Here is a 22843-nt window from a genome sequence, read left to right on the forward strand (position 1 = left end):
CGGTGCTGATCGGCGGCGCGGCGTTGGCCGGGGTGGGCGTGGTGTGGGGGCGGTACCCCCGGACGTGCGCCGCGCGCCCGTGGGGGGGCGGGGGCCGTGACGGCCCGCGCCCGCCCTTGTGAGCTGTCACCGGCTGTGTCACCGGCGGCGCGCTGTCACGCGCCGCGCTTCGCCCTCAGCTTCGCCGGCCACTTCCTGGTGTCCCGGGGCTCCACATAGGGCTCCTCCGCCGGCTCGTGCTCGCCGGAGGTGATCGCCCGCTCCCGCGCGAGTTCCGCGTCGAACTCCAGGCCCAGCAGGATCGCCAGGTTGGTCAGCCAGAGCCACACGAGGAACACGATGGCACCCGCGAGGGTGCCGTACGTCTTGTTGTAGGAGCCGAAGTTGGCCGCGTACAGCGCGAAGCCGGCGGACGCGGCCAGCCAGACCACGGTGGCCAGGACACTGCCGGGGGAGATCCAGTGGAAGCCCCGGCCGCGGACGTTGGGAGCGGCCCAGTACAGCAGGGCGATCATCAGGACGACCAGCAGCAGGAGCACCGGCCACTTGGCTATGCCCCACGCCGTGATCGCCGCGTCCCCGAACCCCACCGCCCTGCCCGCGCGTTCGGCGAGCGGTCCCGTGAACACCACGATCAGCGCGCTCGCCGCCAGCATCAGCATCAGCGTCACGGTCAACGCCAGCCGCAGCGGCGTCAGCTTCCACACCGGCCGTCCCTCGGGCAGGTCGTACACCGCGTTGGACGTACGGATGAACGCGGCGACGTACCCGGACGCGGACCACAGCGCGGCGATGAGTCCGAGGATCGCCAGGACGCTGCCCGTGCCGCCGCTGTCGCCGAGCTGGACCACCGCGTCCCGCAAAATGTCCCGGGCCGGGCCCGGCGCGAGGTCCCCGATGTTGTCGAGGATCTTGTTCGTCGCGCGCTGTCCCACCACCCCGAGCAGGGACACCATCACCAGCAGGGCGGGGAACAGCGACAGGACGCCGTAGTACGTCAACGCCGCCGCCCGGTCGGCGAGTTCGTCGTCCAGCAGCTCCTTGAACGTGCGCCGCACCACGGCACCCCATGACCGCTTGGGCAGCTCGGAGGGGCTTTCCGGCTCTGGGTTCTCGGCCTTCTCGACCTTCTCGGCCCTGTCGTCCTTCTCGTCCATGAGCAGCGGGTCTCCCGAACGAGCCGTTCGAATCGGCTGCCGGTCCTGAATCTCGGCGGGCAGATTTGCCCAATGTTTGCTTCGCGTAAGCGGGGGCGGTTTGCGTGCTTTCACGTCTTTGGTCGGGTCCCGCTCAGGTGAAATCGGCCTTTCAGGAGTAAAGCTCCCGCTGTGTAACGCCGTTGACGAGGGGATCGTCGAAGCGCTTCGATCATGACCGTTCCCCGTCAAGTCTGCTGCGCCGTTGACACCGCCCTGTGCACCTCGAACAGGGAACCGCTCTTTCAGATCTTGGAGAATCGTTGAGACCGAGACGCAGAGCACACCCCTCTCTCGTGCTGACCGCCGCCGCGCTGGCGGCCGTCGGTCTGCTGCCGGCCGCCGCGCCGGCCGTCGCCGCCGGTACGGCACCGAAGCCGTCCGCCGGATCTTCCGCCGCATCCGTGCCGTCCGCCCGGGTCGACGATCCGGGCGAGAAGCTCGGCACCGGCTGGAAGGCGTCCAAGGACCGGGCGGTGACGAGCGCGGCCGACACCGACGGCTTGAAGATCCTGGTGGCCGACTCGGCGAAGGCGTACGCCTGGAAGACCGTGGCCTCGCTGTCGGAGCCGACGATGTCGGCGGACACCTGGATCGGCAACCAGTGTGTGATGGACGCCGGTCACATCGCCGCCGTGTACGCGCCCCGCACGTTCGCCAACAAGCCCGACCTGATGCAGGGCGGCGCGTTCGCCGCCATCGTCGACACCGGCACCGGTCAGGTGGTGAAGCTGCCGTTCACCGCGTCCCTCGCCTACTTCGACCCCTCCTGCAACACGGTCACGCACACCGCCGCGTTCACCGCCTTCCGCGACATGAACGACCCGGCGCAGACCAGGACCCGGGTGGTGACCGTCGACACCGCGGGCAGGACGACCGGTTCGGCGGTGACCGCGGGTGAGATCACCAGCGCGGTACCGGTCAAGGACGGCGCGATCGGCGCACGCGGACACGACCTGATCCACATCGACAAGGCGGGCAGGACGGCGACGCTCGCCGCCGGCGACGGCGTTCCGTACGACATCCGGCCCACCAGGAGCGGGCAGGTCGCCTTTCTCGACCGGCAGGACGACTCCGCCGCCCACGCCAAGCTGTGGCGCGGGCACGGCGAGCCGTCGGTGATCGCCTCCGGCAAGGCCGCCGACCTCGACCTGCGCCAGGGGGCGCAGGGGCGGGTCTTCCTCACCGGCGAACCGTCCGCCACTCGCCTGAAGGACACCGGCGTCACCCTTATCGACGCCCCCGCGGACACGGACGTCTCGACGCTGGGACGCCTCGCCGTCGACTCCGTCCTCACCCCCGGCGTCCGCCGCGGCCTGGCCCGGATCAAGGACGCGGGCCGGAACTTCACGACGAGCACCCCGGGACCGCAGGACACCGTGGAGGGCGCGCCGGACACCGTGGCCGGCGACGAGCCGACCACCGTGACGTCCACCGCCACCACCACCGGAGAGAAGATCACCCAGTCGGTCCCGGAGATCGCGGCCGGCGGGGGAAGCACCTCCGTGTCCCCCTCGCTCACCGGCATCGCCACCGCCGCCGCCGACGCCGACCCCCGGGCCCACGACCCGGTCGACACCGACCGCTGGTGCTCGGTGCCCCGCAACGACGTGGGCTCCCAGGCCCTGCAGCCCACCCCGAACCAGGTCGAGTGGGCCGTCGACATGGCCGTCCGCGGTGAACTGCGCTCGAACTGGATCACCCAGGGCGGCTGGCGCGCCCAGACCGGACTGGGCACCATCGACCCGCAGGGACTCTTCCCCCGCCCCTCGCTGACCGGCGGCGGCCGCATCCCGGCCAACGTGCTGCTCGGCGTCATGGCCCAGGAGTCGAACCTCTGGCAGGCCGAACCGGGCGCGATCCCGGGCCAGATGGGCAGCCCGCTCGCCTCCTACGCCGGGTTCTACGGCCACAAGGGCGACAATCCGGCGTCGTACTGGAAGATCGACTGGGCGAACTCCGACTGCGGTTACGGAGTCGGCCAGGTCACCGACGGCATGCGGCTCGCGGGACACGAGAAGACAGGCGAAACCGCGCTGCCCGCGGCCACCCAGCGCGCGGTCGCCCTGGACTACTCGGTGAACGTCGCCGCCTCCCTGTACATCCTCGCGGACAAGTGGAACGAACTCCACGAGACGGCGCAGACGATCACCGTCAACAACGACGACCCGGCCAAGCCCGAGAACTGGTTCGCCGCCCTGTGGAACTACAACCTGGGCTTCAACGAGAAGGCTGACGCGGGCGCCAACGGCAACTGGGGCCTGGGCTGGTACAACAACCCCGCCAACCCCGTGTACCCGCAGTCCCGTTCGGCCTTCATGAACACCGACATCGACCCGGACGCCGTCAAGGACGCCGCGCATCCGCAGTACTGGCCGTACGAGGAGAAGGTGCTGGGCTGGGCCGCCTGGTCCATCGACGCCGGCTACTCCTACGCCACCTCCGGCCGGCAGGACTGGCCCGGAGAGTCCGGCTTCTCCTCCGCCGGCTTCCGGCCCGCCTACTGGAACGGCACGGCCGACCTCTACACCGTGCCGGGCAGCGCCAAGTACAACCGGGCACACGCCACACCGTCGCTCGACACGTTCTGCAACTCCAAGAACAACTGCGACTCCGCGAACCCGCCCGACTGCCCGGACGCGGACTGCTACACCCAGTACTGGTGGCACGAGTCCAACGCCACCTGGAAGAGCGACTGCGCCACCACCTGCGGTTTCGAGAACATCAAGTACCAGACCCTGGTCGCCGAACCGGGCCGCGGCACCCGGCTCCAGCACGGCACCCCCGTCTGTGCCGGCGACTCGGCCAACAAGCTGCCCTCGGGCGCACTGATCGTGAACTCCGTACCCGACAACACGAACACCTACAGCACCTGCGGGAGCACCGGAACCGACGCCGGCAGCTTCCAGTTCACCTTCAACTCCGACGGCTCGGTCGGCCCCGGACTCGGCCAGTACGAGGCCAAGGGCGACCTGTACCAGATAGGCGGCGGATACGGCGGCCACTTCTGGTACGCCCACACCCGCAACACCGCCCACCTCGGCGGCGACAACGCGGTGATGACCGTCGACGGGACCTGGACGCTCGGCCAGAACCTGAACAGCTGGGCCCGGGTGTTCGTGCACCTGCCCGACACCGGCGCCCACACCCAGCAGGCCCACTACACCATCCACGGCGTGGCGGGCGGTGACCGGGAGCGCTACCTCAACACCCACTACGGCAACAACACCTGGGCCGAGCTCGGGGTCTACCAGTTCACCGGGACTCCCCAGGTGGAACTCACGAACACCACCGAGGACGGCAACGCCGAGGACGACGTGGCCTACACCTCGGTCGCCTTCCAGAAGCTCGCGGCCAAGCCCCAGCACCTGGTCGTCGCCATGGGCGACTCCTACACGTCCGGCGAAGGGGCCGGGAGCTACTCCGCCGAGTCCGACACCTCGCACGGGACGAACAGGTGGAACGCCTGCCGTCGCAGCACCAACTCGTGGCCCCGCAAGCTCCTCCTGCCGTTCCAGGCGACACCCCTCGGTGACCTGTCCGACGGCTTCTCCGCCATCGCCGACCTGCAGGACGTCGCCTGTTCCGGAGCCGCCACCTGGCATGTGCGGGGCAAGGACATCGATCAGGGCGACGCCGAGGTGCACCCCGCCTCCTGGGACGACCCGAGCGCCGGACAGGCCCAGGGCGAGTTCCACGAGATCGCGCAGATCAACTCCGGTGTCCTCAGCTCCGACACCACCCTCGTCATGCTGACCATCGGCGGGAACGACGGCGGACTGTTCACCGACGCCATCACCCAGTGCTATCTCGTCGGGGTGTGCGACCAGGACGACTACACGGCCAGGGTGGACACGGCCGTCGAAGCGACCGGCAGACTCATCGACGAGATCGCCGCGAAGGCCCCCAACGCACAGATCGTTCTCATGGGCTACCCGCACATCGTCGCCCAGGATCCGTGTCTGACAGCCGATTTCGACGCACTGAACGGCCTCGCCGACGAGGTACGGGACAAGCAGCAGGCCAAGGTGGCCGCGCTGAAGAGCTCGGGTGTCCGGGTGGCGTTCGCCGATCCGACCAGCGCCTTCGCCGGTCACGCCATCTGTGACAGCGACGAGTGGATCAACAAGGTCGTGGTGGGCCCGAACGGGGACGGCGACTACCACGCGGGAGACTCCGGGAATCCGCCCGTGTGTCTCCCCGTCGTCCTGGGCGGCGCCTGCGCGAGCCTGGAGTCGTTCCACCCCAAGGACCGGGGCACCACCGCCTACTCTGCTGTGATGGACCAGACCCTCGCCGACATCGGCTACACGGGCAGCTAGTGGCACCCATGTCCACTTCCACGCCGGTCACGGGGCGGGCCGCCCGCGCCGTGACCGGCGGCTGCCTGGTCGCACTCACCGTCCTGATCCTGGCGGCCGGTACCGTCCTCGCGTGGATGGTGTACGCCTTCCACCGCGCCGACACCGGCAACGAGAGCCGTCGGGAGGAGGCGCGGACGGTGCTGGCGGAGAAGGCCCGCCACGCCGCGGCGCTGACCGTCCGGGACCTGACCGCGGCACCGGACGCCGACCGGGAGGCGGCGGAGGACATCGTCCTGCGCACCGCGAGGGATCCCGGCCTAGGCCAGGGAACGGTGGCGCCGAAGGTGACCTACGACAAGGCCCTGGACGGCCTGACCGCGGTCGGCCTGTTCTCCGGGTCGTACGAGGTCAGGCCCGCTCTGTGGGGAGCCCGCCGCCCGGAGTCGGTGACCCGCTGCTACGCCCTGGCCTTCCGGCACGACAGCGGCACATGGCAGGCGAAGGTGACCACCAGGCCGGACCGTGTCTGCGCACAGCGGGAAGCGGTCACCAACGGCGCCCAGGCGGCCCGGGAGGCACTGCGCGCCATCGACCGGACGACCGTGACCCGCGACCAGGTCCGGCGTCTGCTCGATCCGGTCCGCACTGCCACCTATGAGGTGACCACCGTGACCGGCCAGGGTCGCACGGTCACCGTCACGACCCTGGTGCGGGCCGCCGGGGACGAGCAGTGCTACCGGTTCGTCCGGCATACCGATTCCCAGGACCAGGACTCCGTCACCGTCGCCGCTGTCGCCGTCGCGCACTGCGCCGGCTGAGGCGGGGGACCCCGACCTACCGACAACTCGAACCGCCTGGACAAAAAAAGTTTTCGGTGAGACGGTGGATCCATGCTGGACGTCACCGTGATCGAGGACCCCGAGGCGGCAGCCGTCTCCCTGGACCCCATAAGGGCGAGGCTGCTGGCCGAGCTGGCGGCAGGACCCGCGTCGGCCGCCATGCTGGCCGGCATGGTCGGCCTGCCCCGGCAGAAGGTGAACTACCACCTCAAGGCCCTGGAGCGGCACGGCCTGGTCGAGCTCTCGGGGGAGCGCCGCAAGGGGAACGTCACCGAGCGGCTGATGCGGGCGACCGCGGCGTCGTACGTCATCTCACCGCTCGCCCTCGCCGCCGTGCAGCCCGACCCCGACCGCTTCCGCGACCAGCTCTCCGCGCGCTGGCTGCTCGCACTCGGCGCCCGCCTCGTGCGGGACGTCGGCTCGCTGATCACCGGTGCGACGAAGGCGCGGCAGCGGCTGGCCACCTACGCGCTGGACGGCGAGGTGCGTTTCGCCTCCGCCGCCGAACGGGCCGCGTTCATCCAGGAGTTGACCGCCGGAGTCACCGCCCTGATCCGCAAGTACGACGCCCAGGACACCGAGGGCGGCCGGGACCACCGGATCGTCGTGGCCGTCCACCCCACGCTGAAGCAGACCGAACCGACCGAGCAGACCGAGTTGGAGTAGAGCGATGTCCAAAGAGTTCGAGATCGCCCGTGAGTTCGAGGTCGACGCCACCCCCGAGCAGGTGTGGGAGGCGATCACCACCGGAACCGGCGGTTACCTGTGGCCCATGGAGCCGCCCGAGCCCCGCGTCGGTGGCACGGGCCCCTTCGGGTCCAAGGTCATCGCCTGGGACCCGCCGCACCGCTACACCAACCGCGTCGAGAACGTCGACGGGATCTCCGAGCAGAGCCTCAACCAGCTCGACTACACCGTCGAACCCCGCGACGAGGGCCGCCGGGCCTGGGTGCGGTACGTGCACAGCGGCATCTTCGTCGACGACTGGGACAACCAGTACGACGGCGCCGCCAAGCACACCGACTTCTATCTCCACACCCTGCGCGAGTACCTGACGCACTTCGCACCCCGCCCGGCCGCCTTCGCCACCTTCGACGGACCCGAGGCGTCCAAGGCGCCGGACGCCCTCACCGTCGTAGGGCAGGCGCTCGGTGTCGGGGAGGACGTGGCCGCCGGTACCCGGCTGACCGTCCACGGGCCGGACACCTTCGACGCCGTGGTCGACTTCCGTAACCCGTACTTCATCGGCCTGCGCACCGACCGGGGCCTCACCCGGATCTTCGGGCGCAACCACTGGGGTCACCCGGTCGGCATCTCCCTGCACGACTTCGCCCCCGACTCCGACATCAAGGAGTGCGAGGGCGAATGGCAGGGCTGGCTGAACGGGGTGTTCAACCAGCCCTGACCTGACCGGAGTTACGGCTGGAAGCGCAGCACCTGCGGGTCGTGGTCGCTGATCTGGTCGTTGAACTCCGAGTTGATGTGCACGCTGTCGTACTCGAAGTCGCAGCCGCGCCGGATCGACGGGCTCACCAGGATCTGGTCCAGGACCTGCTGGTTGCCCTGGTAGTCGTAGGTGTAACGCTCGCTCTTGGGCAGCGACTGGATCGCCGACCAGAGTTCGCCGTCGCCCTCCAGGATCTTCGCGGTGTCGGAGAACTCGAAGTCGTTGATGTCGCCGAGAGCGATGACGTCCGCGTTCTTCTGGACGTCGAGGATGCTCTTGACGAACGCGTTGACCAGCGTCGCCTGCGCGTGGCGCTGGATCTCCGAGCTGCGCGGCACCGGCTGGGTCGCCGAGGTCAGACTCTGGTCGCCACCCTTGGAGTTCAGGTGGTTGGCGATCAGGAAGACCGTGCGGCCGCGGAAGACGAACTCGCCGGCCAGCGGCTTGCGGCTGGACTTCCAGGCGTCGTTCGCGGGGTCGATCCGGCCGGGGGAGGCCGTCAGCTGCGCCTTGCCGTGCACCTTGGTGACGCCGACGGCGGTCGTCGAGTCGCCGCCCGCGCGGTCCACGAAGGACACCCGCTCCGGGTTGAACAGGAACACCTGGCGGATGTTGCCGCCCGGCTCGCCGCCGTCCTGGTCGTTGACCGGGTCGATCGAGCGCCAGTCGTACTTCGGGCCGCCCGCCGCAACGATCGCGTCGATCAGCTTGTTCACCGTCACGTCGGCGGCGACCGTGCCGTCGTCCTTGGCGCCGTTGTTGTCCTGGATCTCCTCCAGGGACACGATGTCGGGCGACTTCAGGTTGTTCACGATCGCGGAGGCGTGCTCCTCGAAGGTGGCGTCGGTCGGGTCGAGGTTCTCGACGTTGTACGTCGCGACCGCGAGCTCGCCCTTCTTCTGCTTCTGGGTCGACTCACGCTGCAGACCGGCGCTCTTCAGCGTCCCGATCTCGTTGGCGACCAGGGTGTAGCCGCCGAACTGGTTGTAGTCCAGCGGGCCCGCGGTGGTGCCGGTGAGGACGTCACCGACGTTCGCGACGGGGAACGCGGAGGTCGAGCCCAGCGACTGGATCTGCAGCCGGCCGGTGTTCTGCGAGGTGTAGGAGCCGTAGAGCGTGCCGCCCCGCGCGGTGGTGTTCTCGCGCGGCTTCACCGTCACCCACAGCTCGGTGTACGGGTCGCTCGCGCCGACCACACGGGTGTCGGCGACCTTGACGTTCATGCCCTCGAGGGACTCGTAGTAGTCCAGGGCGTACTTCTTCGGCTGCAGCGTCAGGCCGTTGATCGAGTTGGCCGCGGCCGGGTCGCCCGCCGGGGCGTACGCGGCGGGCACCGACTTCGCGTCGACCACCGTGGCGGCCGGGACCGCGTTGCCGCTGGAGACGACGGTGACGGTCGGCTTGGTGATCTCGGTCAGCGACTGGTTGCCGGTCGACACACCGCCCGGGACGTACTCCGAGACCGTACCGGTGACCGTGACGGCGTCGCCGACGGCGACCTTCGGCACGGAGCTGGTGAAGACGAACACGCCCTCACTGGTGGCCGGGTCGGCATCGGGGTTCGGGTCCTGGATCCAGAAGCCTCTGGAGGAGCCGTAGGTGCGCACACCGGTGACGATTCCGGCCACGTCCGTGACCTTCTGACCGGCGTACGGGGATATCCGGGTCGCGCCCTGGATGTCATGGATGCTCACGCCGACCGCGTGGGCGGGCGAGATCAGGACGACGGTGGAGGCCGCGGACAGGGCGGCGACGGTGAGCGCGGCGAGACGCGCGGACTTCTTGCTGGGCAACGGAATCCCTCCGGGGACGTGCGTTGGGCGCCGGGACGAGGGTGGCGGTTGAACGGTGGGAGCGGCGACCGGTGGGGCGGTGACCACGCGCGTAGAAAGTACGGTGAACAGATGTCCGCCCCGTTTCTACGCGCGTAAATCTCGTGCCTGGTCAGGCCAGTTGTCAAGGTTTCAGCCATGTACAGAAGCGGTCCGGGAGATGAACCGGGCGGCATGGGTGGATATCCGTCTAGGCTGAGCGACTGAGTCGTACGGCGTCCGGATGGCCGTACGGCCCGCCGTCGTTCTTCGGCCGTACTCCGGTGGTACGGCCTTCAGAGGCGCCCTAGGAGAACCAGCCGATGTCAGACAGCTCCCCCCTGCCGCCGGTGCGGCTGCACCCCGAAGCGGAGCTGGCGCGAGACGCCCTGTCCACGCCGCTGCTCGCCCGGGCCGCCCGGCTCGCCCGCTGGGCCGGCGAGGACACGCGGGTCGACGCCGGGGGCGGGCTCGTCGAGGAGCAGCTGCCCGCGGCGGCCTCGGAACTCGGGCTGACCGACGAGGACGCGGCCGCGTACGCGAGCGAGGCCTGGCGGGTCGCCGTCGACACCGGGCTCGTGGAGATCCTCGACGAGGAGGCGGGCACGGTCGCGGCGGGCGAGGACCTGGCCCTGCTGACCGGATCGCCGCAGGACGTGCTCGCGGTGTGGCTCAGCGCGCTGGAGACGGTGCTGGCCGACGCGAGCGTGCCCGACCTCGACGACCTGGTCGACGCGATGGACGACGGCGGCGAGGTCGACTTCGCCTCCCTGGACTGGGACCCGCAGGCCGAGCAGGAGTTCCTCGACGGGGTGCTCGGGAACCTCTACCTCCTCACGGTCAGCGAGGACGGCCCGGGGGACGGGACCGTACCGCTGCCCGCCCTCGCCGCGTCGATGATCGTGCCGAGCGACATGGGGGAGCCGACGAACGACGTCCTGGAGCAGGTGTCCGACGCGATGATGCGGCTGGACGACCAGTTCCGGATCCTGGAGCCGGTGGGGATCGTCGAGTACCAGCCCGTCGACGAGGCGCTGATGGCCGACGCCGACGAGGAACCCGCCGCGCCGGTCGACGACACCGACGTCTCCCGGTACGGCATGGTGCGGCTGACCCCGCTCGGCCTGTACGGGCTGCGTTCGCGCCTGCTGGAGGCCGGGATCACCGCCCCCGCCGTCGGCGACCTGGCCGACAAGGGAGCGGACGCACTGCTGGACGGCACCTCGGCGTTTCCGCCGGCCGCCGCGCAGGCCGAGACCGAGCAGTGGCTGGACCGGCGTGAACCCCTGGCCGCGGCACGGGAGTTGCTGGCCGCCGCCCGAGGGGCCGACGCGGGCGCACCGCTGCGCCGGCTGCTGTGCCAGCAGGCGCTGTCACTGGTGGGCGTGGCCGCGGAGCCCGCGCTCCGGGAGGTCCTGGACGACGCCGAGCTGGGCGGACTGGCCCGCGTCTGGCTGGCCGAACGCGGCTTCGGGGACGTGCCCGCGCCCTCCGAGGACCTCGTCTTCTGGCTGACCGTCGACACGATCGCCGCGCAGCTGGCGGCCGAAGGCAACTCCGACGAGCTCCGGGCGCTGGTGGAGGGGCTGGCCCAGCAGCACGGCGGGTTCTTCGCGGCGGCCTGGAAGGTGGACCACCCGGCCACCGCGGATGTGCTGGAGGCGATGGGGCGCTTGCACCCGGACAAGAAGGTCGCGAAGGAAGCGCGCAAGGCGGCGTTCAAGGCGCGGTCGCAGCAAGGGGGTTGAGCCTGGGCCATGGGCGCGGGACCACTGCGGCCGGTCCCGCCCACACGGCGGGGCCGCCTATCGGTTCAACCCCGCTCTCCTAAAGAGGTTCTCATCACCTCGTGTTGATTCATTCAAGCTGCTCCACTGAATCCTCTCGCCGTTCAACTCCTGTTCAGACGTGGGCGAGACGGTTGCGCCGATTCGAGGTCCGCCACCCTCCACGGCATACCGACCGTCTCAGGAGACCCACCATGTCGCTCACCCGCAGGGACTTTGCCGCGAAATCCGCGATCACCGGTGCCGGTGTCGCGCTGGCGGGCAGTGTCGGCGCCCTCGCCACCGCGCCGAACGCGCTCGCCGCCACCGACGTCGAGAGCGAGGGGGCGCAGACCGCGGGCGCCCACGGCGGGGTCGGCTACGGCCCGCTCGTCTCCGACCCGGACGGCATTCTCGCCCTGCCCGCCGGCTTCAAGTACAAGGTCATCACCTACAGCGGGAAGACCAAGCTGGAGTCGGGCGAGTTCACCCCGTCCAACCACGACGGAACCTCCACCTTCGACGGTCCTCGCGGCACCACCCTCCTCGTCAACAACCACGAGCTCGCCGGACCCCGCGCCAACTGGCCGCACCCGGTGCCGCTCATCGACGGCCTGGTCTACGACCCCGCCGCGGCCGGTGGCTGCACGGTCGTCGAGGTACGCCCCGGCGGCAAGGTCGCCGAGTGGGTCGGCATCGCCGGCACCGCCACCAACTGCGCGGGCGGCAACACCCCTTGGGGCACCTGGCTCACCTGCGAGGAGACCGAGGACAAGGCCGGCACCAACGGCTTCACCAAGGACCACGGCTACGTCTTCGAGGTCGACCCCTCCGACCGCCGCGCCAACAAGAACCCGGCGCCCATCAAGGCGCTGGGCCGTTACGCACACGAGGCCGTCGTCGTCGACCCGAAGCGCGGCCACCTCTACCTCACCGAGGACGCGTCCAACCCCAACGGCCTGCTGTACCGCTGGACCCCGCCCGAGGGCTTCTGTCACGGCCACGGCAAGCTGCGCACCCTCGCCGAGAACGCGGGCACCCTCCAGGCCTTCAAGTGCTTCGACTCCGGCGGCAAGTTCGTCGACGACCTCTCCCGCGCCACCAGGATCGGGACGGTGTACGGCGTCGACTGGATCGACGTCCCCGACCGCGACGCGAGGACGACCTCGGTCCGCAAGCAGTTCGCCACCGGCCAGGTCACCCGCGCCCGCAAGCTCGAAGGCATGTGGTGGGGCGACGGCGGCACCTACATCGTCTCCTCGTTCGCCCGCACCGAGAGCCCCGTCCAGCACGACGGAGCGGTCTGGTTCTACGACCCCAAGCGCCGCACCCTCACCCTGAAGGTCCTCCTCGGCGTCAACCCCGACCCCTCCGTCGACGGCGCCTTCGACGGCCCCGACAACATCACCGTCTCCCCCTACGGCGGCCTCGTCATCGCCGAGGACGGCGAGGGCGTCCAGCACCTGTTCGGCGCCACGGAGAGCGGCCGCACCTACCCGATCGCCCGCAACGAGCTCAACATCGGCACCGAAGAGGACCCCGAGTACAGCGAGTTCACCGGCGTCACCTTCTCGCCCGACGGAAGGACGCTGTACGCCAACATCCAGACGCCGGGAATCATGCTGGCGATCACGGGGCCGTGGAAGCGGCAGAAGCGCGGCTAGTTAATTCGCTCGCCACCCCCGAGTTGTGCCTCCTACAGTGAGATCAAGACAGCGCACCTCCCGGTGCGAAGGCAGCGGCTACTTCTCTCTCAAAGAATCAAACGCCGCCGCCGACTTGATCTCGGGAGGCGCAGCTCATGGTGGGTGCCCGGTGCGCAGGCAACGGTTACTTCATGGGATCCGGCGGTTGCGGGTTCGACTCCCGTCATCGACTTCGGTCGGTGTAGCTCAATTGGGTAGAGCACCAGAATAAGTCCGTCGCCGACTCCTGATCTCGGGCACCCACCTTTTGCTGTGCCTCCTCCGAACTTCCAGGAATTCGGGGGAATTCACCATGGCACGATTCAACAAGAAGGCCGCGCGGGCCCGTCCCACTTCGCGGGTCACTTCGACGGGACGCATCCTGCGGACATTCCAGGGCGGCCGAGGCCATGAGCGTGACGCACGCTCCGAGCTCTTTCTGCTCGCGGTCGCCAATTTCGTCTCCCAGCAGACCTTCTACGAGTCCGGCGCGGACCGCGACGACCGGTTCGCCGCGCTGGTGCGGGAGCTCGCCGTCACCGACTCCACCTGGACCGCGGGCCTGCTCGGCTGGCTGCGCGGCGAGGGCAACCTCCGTACCGCCTCGATCGTGGGCGCCGCCGAGTACGTGAAGGCGCGCCTGGACGCGGGCGTCATCGACGGCCCCTCCAACCGGCAGGTCGTGGCGTCCGTACTCCAGCGGCCCGACGAGCCCGGCGAGTTCCTCGGGTACTGGACGGCGCGGTACGGCCGTAACGTCCCCAAGCCCGTCAAGCGCGGGATCGCCGACGCCGTACGGCGGCTCTACAGCGGCACGTCGCTGCTGAAGTACGACACCGCGTCCAAGGGCTACCGCTTCGGCGACATCCTCAACCTCGTGCACGCGGCCCCGGACCCGGACAAGCCCTGGCAGGGCGAGCTGTTCCGGTACGCCCTCGACCGGCGGCACAACCCGGACACCGCCGTGCCGCCCGAGTCGAGCCGCGTGCTCGCGGCGCACCGCGAGCTGATGGCGCTGCCGGTCGAGCAGCGGCGGGCCGTGGTCACGTCCGAGGGCGGGGCCGAGCGGCTGGCCGCGGCCGGGATGACGTGGGAGGCGCTGGCGGGCTGGCTGCAGGGGCCGATGGACAAGGCGGCCTGGGAGGCGGTCATTCCGTCGATGGGTGCGATGGCGCTGGTCAGGAACCTGCGCAACTTCGACGAGGCGGGTGTGTCCGACGAGGTCGCGGCCCGGGTGGCGGCCCGGCTCAGCGATCCGGCGGAGGTCGTACGGTCGCGGCAGTTCCCCTTCCGGTACCTCGCCGCGTACCAGCACGCTCCGTCGCTGCGCTGGTCCTACCCGCTGGAGCAGGCGCTCGGCCACTCGCTGGCCAACGTGCCCGCGCTGCCCGGCCGGACCCTGGTGCTCGTCGACCGCTCCGGTTCGATGTGGGCGCGGCTGTCCGACCGCTCGCAGCTCAACCGGGCCGACGCGGCGGCGGTCTTCGGTACGGCGCTCGCGCTGCGGGCGGCGGACGCGGACCTCGTCGAGTTCGGTACGACGAGCCGGCGTCTGACGTTCGGTGAGGGCGAGTCGGTGCTGAGGATCCTGGACCGCTTCGGCGACCTGGGCGGCACCGACACCACCTCCGCCGTCCGTGCGCACTACCGGGGACAGGACCGGGTGCTGATCGTCACCGACGAGCAGTACACGTACAACCGCCACGGCGGCCCGACCGAGCAGGTCCCGGCCGACGTGCCGGTCTACACCTGGAACCTCGCCGGTTACCGGGCGGGCCACGGCCCCTCCGGCACCGGCAACCGCCACACCTTCGGGGGCCTCTCGGACGCGGCCTTCCGGATGGTGCCGCTGCTCGAGGCGGCTCAGGACGCCGACTGGCCCTGGGCTGCCTGAGCCCCGAACGTGTGACCCGCACTTCACGGGGGTGCGGGTCACACCCTTGCCCCTGTCGACTGCTGACATCTAACATTTCAGTTCATGGACGCCATACGACCGCTTGCCCGCACCCTTCTCCGCGACCGCGCCTACGCATCCATCCGGGACGCCATCGTGGCCGGGGAGATCGAACCCGGGGCGGTGGTGCGGGACGCCGAGCTCGCCGAGCGGCTCGGGCTGTCGCGGGCGCCGGTGCGGGAGGCCTTCGCCCGGCTGGTCGACGAGGGGCTGCTGGAGAGCAAGCCGCAGAGCTACACGCGGGTGACCCAGGTCGTCGCCGCCGAGGTGCGGGACGCCGCCGCCGTGGTCGGGGCCATGCACGAGCTGGTCACGCGGGTCGCCGTGCCGCGGCTGTTCGCCGCCGACATCGAGACGATGCGCGCGGCCAACGAACGGTTCGCGGCGGCCGTCCGCGCGGGTGAGGTGGACCAGGCCATCCGTGCCGACGACGAACTGCACGACGTCCTCGTCCGCGTCAGCGGCAACCGCGCGGCCGCCGCCACCGCCGCCCGCTACACCCCGCTCATCCGCAGGCTGGAACGCCGGCGCTTCGGCGAGGGCGGCAACTGCCGTTCCGCAGGTCTGCACGACCGGCTGATCGAGGCCTGCGCGGCCGGTGACGTGGACGGGGCGGTCCGGGTCACCGCGGAGATCTGGCGGGGTCTGGCCGAACTCGCCGACATCGACTGAGCCACAGCAACCGATCCGGGAGGACCCATGCCCCTTTCGTCCTACGACCGTTACCCCCTCCTCTTCGGACCGTCCCCCGTCCACCGCCTGGAGCGCCTCACCGCCCACCTCGGCGGCGCCGCCCTGTGGGCCAAGCGCGAGGACTGCAACTCCGGGATCGCGTACGGCGGCAACAAGACCCGCAAGCTGGAGTACCTGGTCGCCGACGCGCTCGCCAAGGGCTGCGACACCCTCGTCTCGATCGGCGGCATCCAGTCCAACCACACCCGCCAGGTCGCGGCCTGCGCCGCCCGGGCCGGGCTCAAGTGCGTGCTCGTGCAGGAGAGTTGGGTGGACTGGCCCGACGCCGTGTACGACAAGGTCGGCAACATCCTGATCAGCCGGCTCGCCGGGGCCGACGTGCGACTGGTGAAGGCCGGGTTCGGGATCGGGTTCAAGGAGAGCTGGGAGCAGGCGCTCAGGGATGTCGAGGAGGGCGGCGGAAAGCCGTACGCCATTCCCGCCGGCGCCTCCGACCATCCGCTCGGCGGGCTCGGCTTCGCCGCGTGGGCGTACGAAGTCGTCGACCAGGAGCGTGAGTTGGGCGTGTTCTTCGACACGGTCGTGGTCTGCTCGGTGACCGGCTCCACCCAGGCGGGCATGATCGCCGGGTTCCGGGCGCTGGAGGAGGCGGGCGGCCGCCCCCGGCGCGTCCTTGGCATCGACGCCTCCGCCAAGCCCGCCGCCACCCGGGAGCAGATCGCGCGGATCGCCCACGGTACCGGGCAACTCATCGGCGTACAGAAGGAGTTGACCGAGGCCGACGTGGAGCTGGACGAGCGCTACCACGCCGGCGTCTACGGCATCCCCGACGAGACCACCCTCGCCGCGATGCGCCTCGTCGCCCGTACCGAGGGGATGGTCACCGACCCCGTCTACGAGGGCAAGTCGATGGCGGGGATGATCGACCTGGTCGAGCGCGGGGAGATCGGCGCCGACTCCACGGTCCTCTACGCCCACCTCGGCGGACAGCCCGCGCTCAACGGGTACAGCGCGCTGTTCTGACCCGGGCCGGGAGGAGGCCCGGTGCCGTGGGCCGGTGGCCTTCAGGCGGGGCGCTTCGGCCGCCTGCCCCTGATCACCGTCCCGCACACCAGCAGTGCGGTCACGGCGATCAGGGCGCCCGCACCGAACGCGCGCGCCGAGCCCTCGACGAGGGTCGCGGACGGTGACCCGGAGGCGTGCCGGGTCGCCGTGCCGTAGACCGTGACCAGGACGGACAGGCCGAGGGTGCCGCCGAGCCACTGGAGGGTCTGGAGCAGCCCGGAGGCGGCGCCCGCCTCGGACGGCTGGACCCGGGCGAGGATCGTCGCGTTGAGCGGCATGAAGCTCAGGCCGACCCCGACGCCCAGCAGGAGCAGCGGGCCGAGCAGCCCGGAGAGATAGCCGTCGCCCGCGTCCAGACGCCACAGCCAGATGGCCGCACCGGCGACGAGGGTCATGCCGGTGAGCAACACGGGCTTGACGCCCAGGAGTTGCAGCAGGCGCGGCACCAGGCGCACGGTGCTGAACATCGCCAGGGTCATCGGCAAGAACGCGAAGCCCGCGCGCAACGGGCTGTAGTCCAGAACCTGTTGGCTGATCAGCGTGAGGAAGTAGAACGCGCCGAACATGCCCGCGGGCAGCAGCAGGACCCCCGCGTACGCTCCCGCCCGGTCACGGTCGGCGAACAGCCGCAGGGGGAGGATGGGTTGCCCGGCTCGGGACTCCACCAGGGCGAAGCCGACGAGGAGCGCGGCCGCCGTACCGAAACCGAGCAGCGCCTGGGTGTCGCTCCAGCCCTCCCGCGACACCCGGATGAACGCGTACACCAGCGAGGTCGTCCCGGCGGTGCCGGTGAGTGCGCCCGCCAGGTCGAACCGGCCCGCGTGGCGCGGGGTCTCGGCGGTGAAGCGGGGAAGGGCCACGGTCACCGCGATGCCGATCGGCACGTTGATGAGCAGGGCCCAGCGCCAGGACGCCCAGTCGGTGAGCATGCCGCCGAGGACCAGGCCGAGGGAGGCGCCGATGCCGGCCATGGCCGAGTAGACGCTCAGGGCGTGGTGGCGGCGCGGGCCGTCGGGGAAGTTGGTGGTGATCAGGGCGAGGGTGCTCGGGGCGATGAGGGCGGCGCCGACGCCCTGGAGGGCGCGGGCGGCGAGCAGCCAGGCGCTGTCGGTGGCCAGCCCGCCGAGCAGGGAGGAGCCGGCGAACAGGAGCGCGCCGGTCATGAGCGTACGGCGGCGGCCGACGATGTCTCCGAAGCGGCCGCCGAGCAGCAGCAGGCCACCGAAGGCGAGGGTGTAGGCGTTGAGTACCCAGGACAGACCGGTGGGGTTGAAGTGGAGATCCTTCTGGATGTCGGGAAGCGCCACGTTGACGACCGTGGAGTCGACGCCGACCATCAGGTAGGAGGTGACGATGACGAGGAGAGTGGTGCCGAGCCGGGCGGAACCGGCCGGTGGGGCGGAGGGCGAGGCGGTGGCCGTTGACGGGGTGGACATGGGGTTCTCCCGTTCTTGCGTCCCCTGAGAGGCGCGCGGGCAGGACGGATCGACCCGTCACCGCTGCCGTCGGGCTAAGCGGGGACTGTCTCCGTTTAGTGTTGGATAACATACGGAGAGAGCCCCCGGTTCGCAAGGAGTATCTGGATGACGCAGGTCAGGCCCATGCGCGCGGACGCTCGGCGCAACTACGAGCGGTTGCTCAAGGTGGCGGCGGAGGCCTTCGCCGAGCATGGGGAGGGTGCGTCGCTGGACGACATCGCCAAGCGGGCCGGGGTGGGGTCCGGGACGCTGTACCGGCATTTCCCCACGCGACAGGCGCTGCTGGAGGCGGCGTACGTGGACCGCATCGAGGGGCTCGCACGCCGTGCCGACGAGCTCGCTCAGGAGCTGCCCCCGGGGGAGGCGCTGGCGGAATGGCTCTACGAGCTGTGCGTCGGGACGATCCAGGTGCGGGGGATGAAGGCGCTGCTGGGGTCCGCGGTCGCGGACGGGACCAACGCGGTCCTCACGGTCTGCGGGACGCATGTGCGGGGGGCGGCCACGCGGCTCGTGGAGGGCGCGAGGGCGGAGGGGACGCTGCGGGCGGACGTCGAGCCGGTCGAGTTGCTCCGGCTGGCGCACGGGGTCGCCGGGGCGGCCGAACTGGCGGACGGCGGAGGCGAGTCCATCCGACGGTACCTGTCACTGCTCACGGAGGGCCTGAGGGCGTAGCCGTATCGGCGCCCGGCGCCACCGCCCGCAACCGGGTGGGACGGACCGGGCGGTGGGGACCTGCACGGGCGCGGGGAACCGGGTGTCCGGCCCTCATCCGGCCGCGGCGGACGAACCGCCCGTCACCGCGGGTCCGGTAGCGGGCCGCGGGCCGCTTGCCCGGCCAACTCGCGCAGGGCCCGCGCGGCAGGTGATCCGGGGTCGGCCGTGATGAGGACGACTTCCTGATCGTCCTCGGGCACGAGCAGGACGTCGCAGTTCACCCGCAGCGCGCCGGACTCCGGGTGGTCGAGCGTCTTGGTGCGGTGTCCGGGAGCATGGACCGGACGCGTCTGCCAGATCTGCCGGAACTCCTCGCTGCCGGCGTGCAGTTCGGCCAGCAGGACGGCGAGCTGAGGGTCGTACGGGTAGCGGTCGGCGGCCCGGCGCAGCCGCGCCACGACGATGTGCCCGAACTCCTCGGCGCCGGAGCTCTCGTACCTCCGTCCCCGGCCCAGGAAGCGGCGCCGGGCCAGGTTGGTCGTCCCGCCCGCGAGGTCGCCCCCGAACAGTGCCTGGGCCAGGGGGTTCCAGGCGACGACGCCGTACGCCGCATCGGTGACCAGGGCACCGGTCTCCGGCAGTCGCTCCAGCATCCGGGTCACGTGCGGGCGAACCCGCCGCACGGCGCTGATGCCGGGCGGCGCGCTCGATCCCGCCAGGCGGAACAGGTGGCTGCGCTCGGCCGGCGTGAGCCGCAGCGCCCGGGCCAGCGCGTCCAGGATCCCGGCCGACGGCCGCGGTCCCCGGGCCTGCTCGAGACGCGTGTAGTAGTCGACCGACATATGGGCGAGTTCCGCCATCTCCTCGCGGCGCAGGCCCGGTGTACGGCGAGTGGTGCCCGTCACCGGGAGGCCGATCTCGTGCGGGCGCAGGCCTGCCCGGCGGTCCCGCAGGAAGCGGGCCAGTTCCTGCCGCGCCATGCCGCCTCCTCCCGCTGCCTGGTACAGGCTGTCCCTGGCAGGGCGTCCATGGCCAGGGAACCGTGGTTGCCATGAACGATCGCACAGCTCTTGTGACCGGTGCCAACAAGGGCATCGGCAAGCACATCGCCCGGCTGCTCGTTGCGGAGGGCCTCACCGTGTACGTGGGCGCCCGTGACCCCGGGCGCGGACAGCGGGCCGTCGAGGAGATCGGTGCGGGCGCCCGCCTGCTGGTCCTCGATGTGGAAGACCCCGACGGCATCGTGAAGGCAGCGGCTCGGGTGGACCGCCTGGACGTGCTGGTCAACAACGCCGGGATCTCACCCTCACTCGCCCTGCCGGGGGACACCGGGGTCGAGGAGTTCCGGCGCACGTACGAGACCAACGTGTTCGGGGTGGTGGCCGTGACCAATGCCTTCCTGCCCGCGCTGCGCCGGTCCCCGCACCCGCGCATCGTCAACGTCTCCAGCGGCACCGCGTCGCTGACCTGGAGCACCACCGCCAACCCCCAGTTCACCCCCGGGAGCGGTGGCGCCGCCGCCTACCGGTCGTCCAAGGCGGCTGTCAACGCCCTCACCCTCCTGTACGCCCAGTCGCTCGCCGAGGAGGGCTTCAAGGTGAACGCGCTCGCCCCCGGCCTGCGGGCCACCGACCTCAACTCCCGGGCCGCCGCGGGCGGCGACCCGGCCGAGGCCGCCCGGGGAGCCCTCCGGCTGGCCCTCCTGCCGGACGACGGCCCCACCGGCGGCTTCTTCTCCTGGGACGGAACGCCCGTGCCCTGGTGATCCGAGATCCGTCAGCGCTCGCCGGGAAGGCTCGGCAGCCGTGATTCTCCGGATCCGGGGAACGACGGCGTGGTGGTCAGCCTGCCAGCCGAGCCTTCCAGATCTCCTCGCAGGGCCACTGCCGGGCCCAGTCGACGGAAACCTCCGCGTAGTCCTGGTGCGCGGACCGGGGCGCCTGGATCTCCATCAGGTCTTCGACGACGAAGCCGCAGGACCGAAGCAGACGGAGCATCTCGCCGTGCGGCAGGACGAACTGGACGTTGTTCTCCCGGTGCAGCCGCGTCAGGCCGAACTGCCCGCGGGACAGGGTCGTGGATGCCGGGCCCTCGGGCGAGGCGCACATGGCGAACAGGGGTGAGTAGCGCATGAAGACCAGCCGGCCGCCGGGAACGAGAAGCCGGGCCGCCTCCGGGATCCACCGGTACGGGTCGCACCACAACGAGGCGCCGTACTCGCTGATCGCCAGATCGAAGCTGTTGTCCCTGTAGGGCACCTTCTCGGCATTGCCCAGGACGAGGGGGAAGTCGATGCCGAACTCCGCCTGCATCGCGCGGGCGGTGGCGAGCTGCTTCTCCGACAGGTCGATCCCGACCGGGTGGGCGCCTGCTCCGGCGAGCCAGGCGGAGACGTAGGCGGTCCCGCAGCCGAGCTCGATGGCACGCATCCCTTCGACGCCGTCGGGAAGTACGCCGACCTGCGATTCGGGGGTGGCCCACAGCCCCCAGGACGGTTCCGCCCTGGCCCAGTGCTCACGGGCGAGCGGCCCGTGCCATGCGGCCGCCTCGTCGTCCCAGAAGCGTCGGTTCTTCTCCAGATGGTCCGCAGGGCCGTCATGAGTCATGCAGGCATTCGATCGAAGACACCGGTGTTCCGGCAACGGAATTACCTCGCTGCCGGAACACCGGTGCGGACGCGGCATCCGCACGGCGGCGCGTCGACGACCGCGGTCCTAGAGGGCCTGCGCCGCCGGCTTCACCATCCCCCGCACCGTGCGGGACTTCACGAAGTCGCCGATCGCCGTCATCTCCCACTCACCGGAGAACTGCTTGATCAGCTTGGCCATCATCACGCCCGTCTGCGCCTCGGCGTTGGTGAGGTCGAAGCGGACCAGTTCCTCTCCGCTCGCGGCGTCGATGAGCCGGCAGTACGCCTTGGCGACCTCGGTGAACTTCTGACCGGAGAAGGAGTTGACCGTGAAGACCAGGCCGGTGACCTCCTGGGGGATCCGCCCGAGGTCGACGACGATCACCTCGTCGTCGCCCCCGCCCTCACCCGTGAGGTTGTCCCCGGAGTGCTTGATCGCGCCGCCGACGATGGACAGCTTGCCGAAGTAGCAGCTGTCGATGTGGTTGCGCTGCGGACCGTAGGCGATGACGGAGGCGTCGAGGTCGATGTCCTTGCCGCGGAACGCCGGCTCCCAGCCCAGACCCATCTTGACCTGGGAGAGCAGCGGACGCCCGCCCTTGACCAGGGACACCGTCTGGTTCTTCTGGAGACTGACGCGGCCCTTGTCGAGGTTGATCTTCCCGGCCCCCGGAGCGGGCGGGGCCGGCGGAGCCGCGGGTGCCGGCGGCGCGGCGATCCGCGGGTCCATGGCCGGGGCCGGCGGAGCCACCGGGGTCTGCGTGGGCGTCGGAGCCACGGGCTGCGGCGGGGCGACGGGCGTCGGCGCCGGTTCCTCCACCGTCACGCCGAAGTCCGTCGCGATGCCCGCCAGACCGTTGGCGTACCCCTGCCCCACCGCCCGGGCCTTCCAGGCGCCGTTGCGCAGATAGATCTCCACGACCACCAGGGCCGTCTCGGCGCCCAGCTGCGGCGGTGTGAACGTGGCCAGCGCGCTGTTGTCGTCCGCGTTGCGGATCGTGGCCGTCGGTTCGATGCCCTGGAAGGTCTGGCCGGCCGCGTCCGGGCTGGCGGTGACGACGATCTTCTCGATGCCCGGGGGCAGGGCGGCGGTGTCGACGCTGATCGCGTCCGGCGCCGTACCGCCGCCCGACCGGTAGGTGACCCCCGGCCCCGTCGGCTGGTTGTAGAAGATGAAGTCGTCGTCGGAGCGCACCTTGCCGTCGGCGGTCAGCAGCAGGCCCGATACGTCGAGCCGCACCGGTGCGGAGACGTCCACCGTCACACGGGCGACGGGGAGGGGGATGTTCGAGCCGGGGGTCATAGCTGTCATGCCCGGTGAA

At 70.7% G+C, this 22843-nt stretch carries 17 protein-coding genes; 11 read left to right on the top strand and 6 right to left on the bottom strand.

The annotated features are described in order from the left end of the window. Positions 1 to 155: 155 nt before the first annotated feature. Entirely contained in the window at positions 156 to 1157 is a 1002-nt protein-coding gene (locus tag ACFYRX_RS35605; protein WP_389109075.1) for a YihY/virulence factor BrkB family protein, read from the bottom strand. Between the two features lie 335 nt (positions 1158 to 1492). Here ACFYRX_RS35605 and ACFYRX_RS35610 point away from each other — a divergent pair, with 335 nt between their 5' ends. From ACFYRX_RS35610 to ACFYRX_RS35625, 4 genes are all read left to right on the top strand, one after another. Beyond that, a complete protein-coding gene (locus ACFYRX_RS35610; protein WP_389109077.1) occupies positions 1493 to 5518 on the top strand; it encodes an SGNH/GDSL hydrolase family protein in 4026 nt (1341 codons plus the stop codon). Positions 5519 to 5526: 8 nt separating this feature from the next. Further along, complete coding sequence (locus ACFYRX_RS35615) at positions 5527 to 6318, top strand: hypothetical protein (RefSeq protein ID WP_389109080.1); 792 nt, start codon at positions 5527 to 5529, stop codon at positions 6316 to 6318. Between the two features lie 72 nt (positions 6319 to 6390). Next, complete coding sequence (locus tag ACFYRX_RS35620; protein WP_389109083.1) at positions 6391 to 7005, top strand: ArsR/SmtB family transcription factor; 615 nt, start codon at positions 6391 to 6393, stop codon at positions 7003 to 7005. Positions 7006 to 7009: 4 nt separating this feature from the next. Continuing rightward, positions 7010 to 7744, top strand: coding sequence for an SRPBCC domain-containing protein (locus tag ACFYRX_RS35625; protein ID WP_389109086.1), 735 nt, complete (start codon positions 7010 to 7012; stop codon positions 7742 to 7744). Between the two features lie 11 nt (positions 7745 to 7755). Here the strand turns inward: ACFYRX_RS35625 and ACFYRX_RS35630 are convergent, their stop codons facing one another. After that, on the bottom strand, positions 7756 to 9579 hold the full coding sequence (locus ACFYRX_RS35630) for an endonuclease/exonuclease/phosphatase family protein (protein WP_389109089.1): 1824 nt from the start codon (positions 9577 to 9579) through the stop codon (positions 7756 to 7758). A gap of 341 nt (positions 9580 to 9920) precedes the next feature. On the opposite strand from ACFYRX_RS35630, the gene ACFYRX_RS35635 reads away from it, so the two are divergent. From ACFYRX_RS35635 to ACFYRX_RS35655, 5 genes are all read left to right on the top strand, one after another. Further along, positions 9921 to 11345, top strand: coding sequence for a hypothetical protein (locus ACFYRX_RS35635; protein ID WP_389109092.1), 1425 nt, complete (start codon positions 9921 to 9923; stop codon positions 11343 to 11345). Between the two features lie 233 nt (positions 11346 to 11578). Next, positions 11579 to 13027 (top strand): alkaline phosphatase PhoX, encoded by a 1449-nt coding sequence (locus ACFYRX_RS35640; protein ID WP_389109094.1) that lies wholly within the window; start codon positions 11579 to 11581, stop codon positions 13025 to 13027. Between the two features lie 334 nt (positions 13028 to 13361). Then, positions 13362 to 14942, top strand: coding sequence for a TROVE domain-containing protein (locus tag ACFYRX_RS35645; protein ID WP_389109096.1), 1581 nt, complete (start codon positions 13362 to 13364; stop codon positions 14940 to 14942). Between the two features lie 84 nt (positions 14943 to 15026). Then, a complete protein-coding gene (locus ACFYRX_RS35650; protein ID WP_389109099.1) occupies positions 15027 to 15674 on the top strand; it encodes a GntR family transcriptional regulator in 648 nt (215 codons plus the stop codon). Positions 15675 to 15701: 27 nt separating this feature from the next. Continuing rightward, a complete protein-coding gene (locus tag ACFYRX_RS35655; protein WP_389109102.1) occupies positions 15702 to 16718 on the top strand; it encodes a 1-aminocyclopropane-1-carboxylate deaminase in 1017 nt (338 codons plus the stop codon). A 41-nt stretch (positions 16719 to 16759) separates the two neighbouring features. Here ACFYRX_RS35655 and ACFYRX_RS35660 read toward each other — a convergent pair whose 3' ends face one another. Further along, complete coding sequence (locus ACFYRX_RS35660) at positions 16760 to 18196, bottom strand: MFS transporter (protein ID WP_389109105.1); 1437 nt, start codon at positions 18194 to 18196, stop codon at positions 16760 to 16762. Positions 18197 to 18343: 147 nt separating this feature from the next. Here ACFYRX_RS35660 and ACFYRX_RS35665 point away from each other — a divergent pair, with 147 nt between their 5' ends. Beyond that, the gene (locus ACFYRX_RS35665) at positions 18344 to 18910 is read left to right on the top strand and encodes a TetR/AcrR family transcriptional regulator (protein WP_389109108.1); all 567 of its coding nucleotides are present in this window, start codon (positions 18344 to 18346) and stop codon (positions 18908 to 18910) included. 122 nt (positions 18911 to 19032) lie between these two features. Here ACFYRX_RS35665 and ACFYRX_RS35670 read toward each other — a convergent pair whose 3' ends face one another. Beyond that, entirely contained in the window at positions 19033 to 19872 is an 840-nt protein-coding gene (locus ACFYRX_RS35670; RefSeq protein WP_389109111.1) for a helix-turn-helix transcriptional regulator, read from the bottom strand. Positions 19873 to 19943: 71 nt separating this feature from the next. On the opposite strand from ACFYRX_RS35670, the gene ACFYRX_RS35675 reads away from it, so the two are divergent. Further along, the gene (locus ACFYRX_RS35675) at positions 19944 to 20657 is read left to right on the top strand and encodes an SDR family oxidoreductase (protein WP_389109114.1); all 714 of its coding nucleotides are present in this window, start codon (positions 19944 to 19946) and stop codon (positions 20655 to 20657) included. Positions 20658 to 20733: 76 nt separating this feature from the next. Here the strand turns inward: ACFYRX_RS35675 and ACFYRX_RS35680 are convergent, their stop codons facing one another. After that, positions 20734 to 21498 (bottom strand): class I SAM-dependent methyltransferase, encoded by a 765-nt coding sequence (locus tag ACFYRX_RS35680; RefSeq protein ID WP_389109116.1) that lies wholly within the window; start codon positions 21496 to 21498, stop codon positions 20734 to 20736. Between the two features lie 108 nt (positions 21499 to 21606). Then, the gene (locus ACFYRX_RS35685; RefSeq protein WP_389109336.1) at positions 21607 to 22824 is read right to left on the bottom strand and encodes a TerD family protein; all 1218 of its coding nucleotides are present in this window, start codon (positions 22822 to 22824) and stop codon (positions 21607 to 21609) included. Positions 22825 to 22843: the final 19 nt, after the last annotated feature.

This window comes from Streptomyces sp. NPDC005374 (genome assembly GCF_042872225.1).
Taxonomy (GTDB): Bacteria; Actinomycetota; Actinomycetes; order Streptomycetales; family Streptomycetaceae; genus Streptomyces.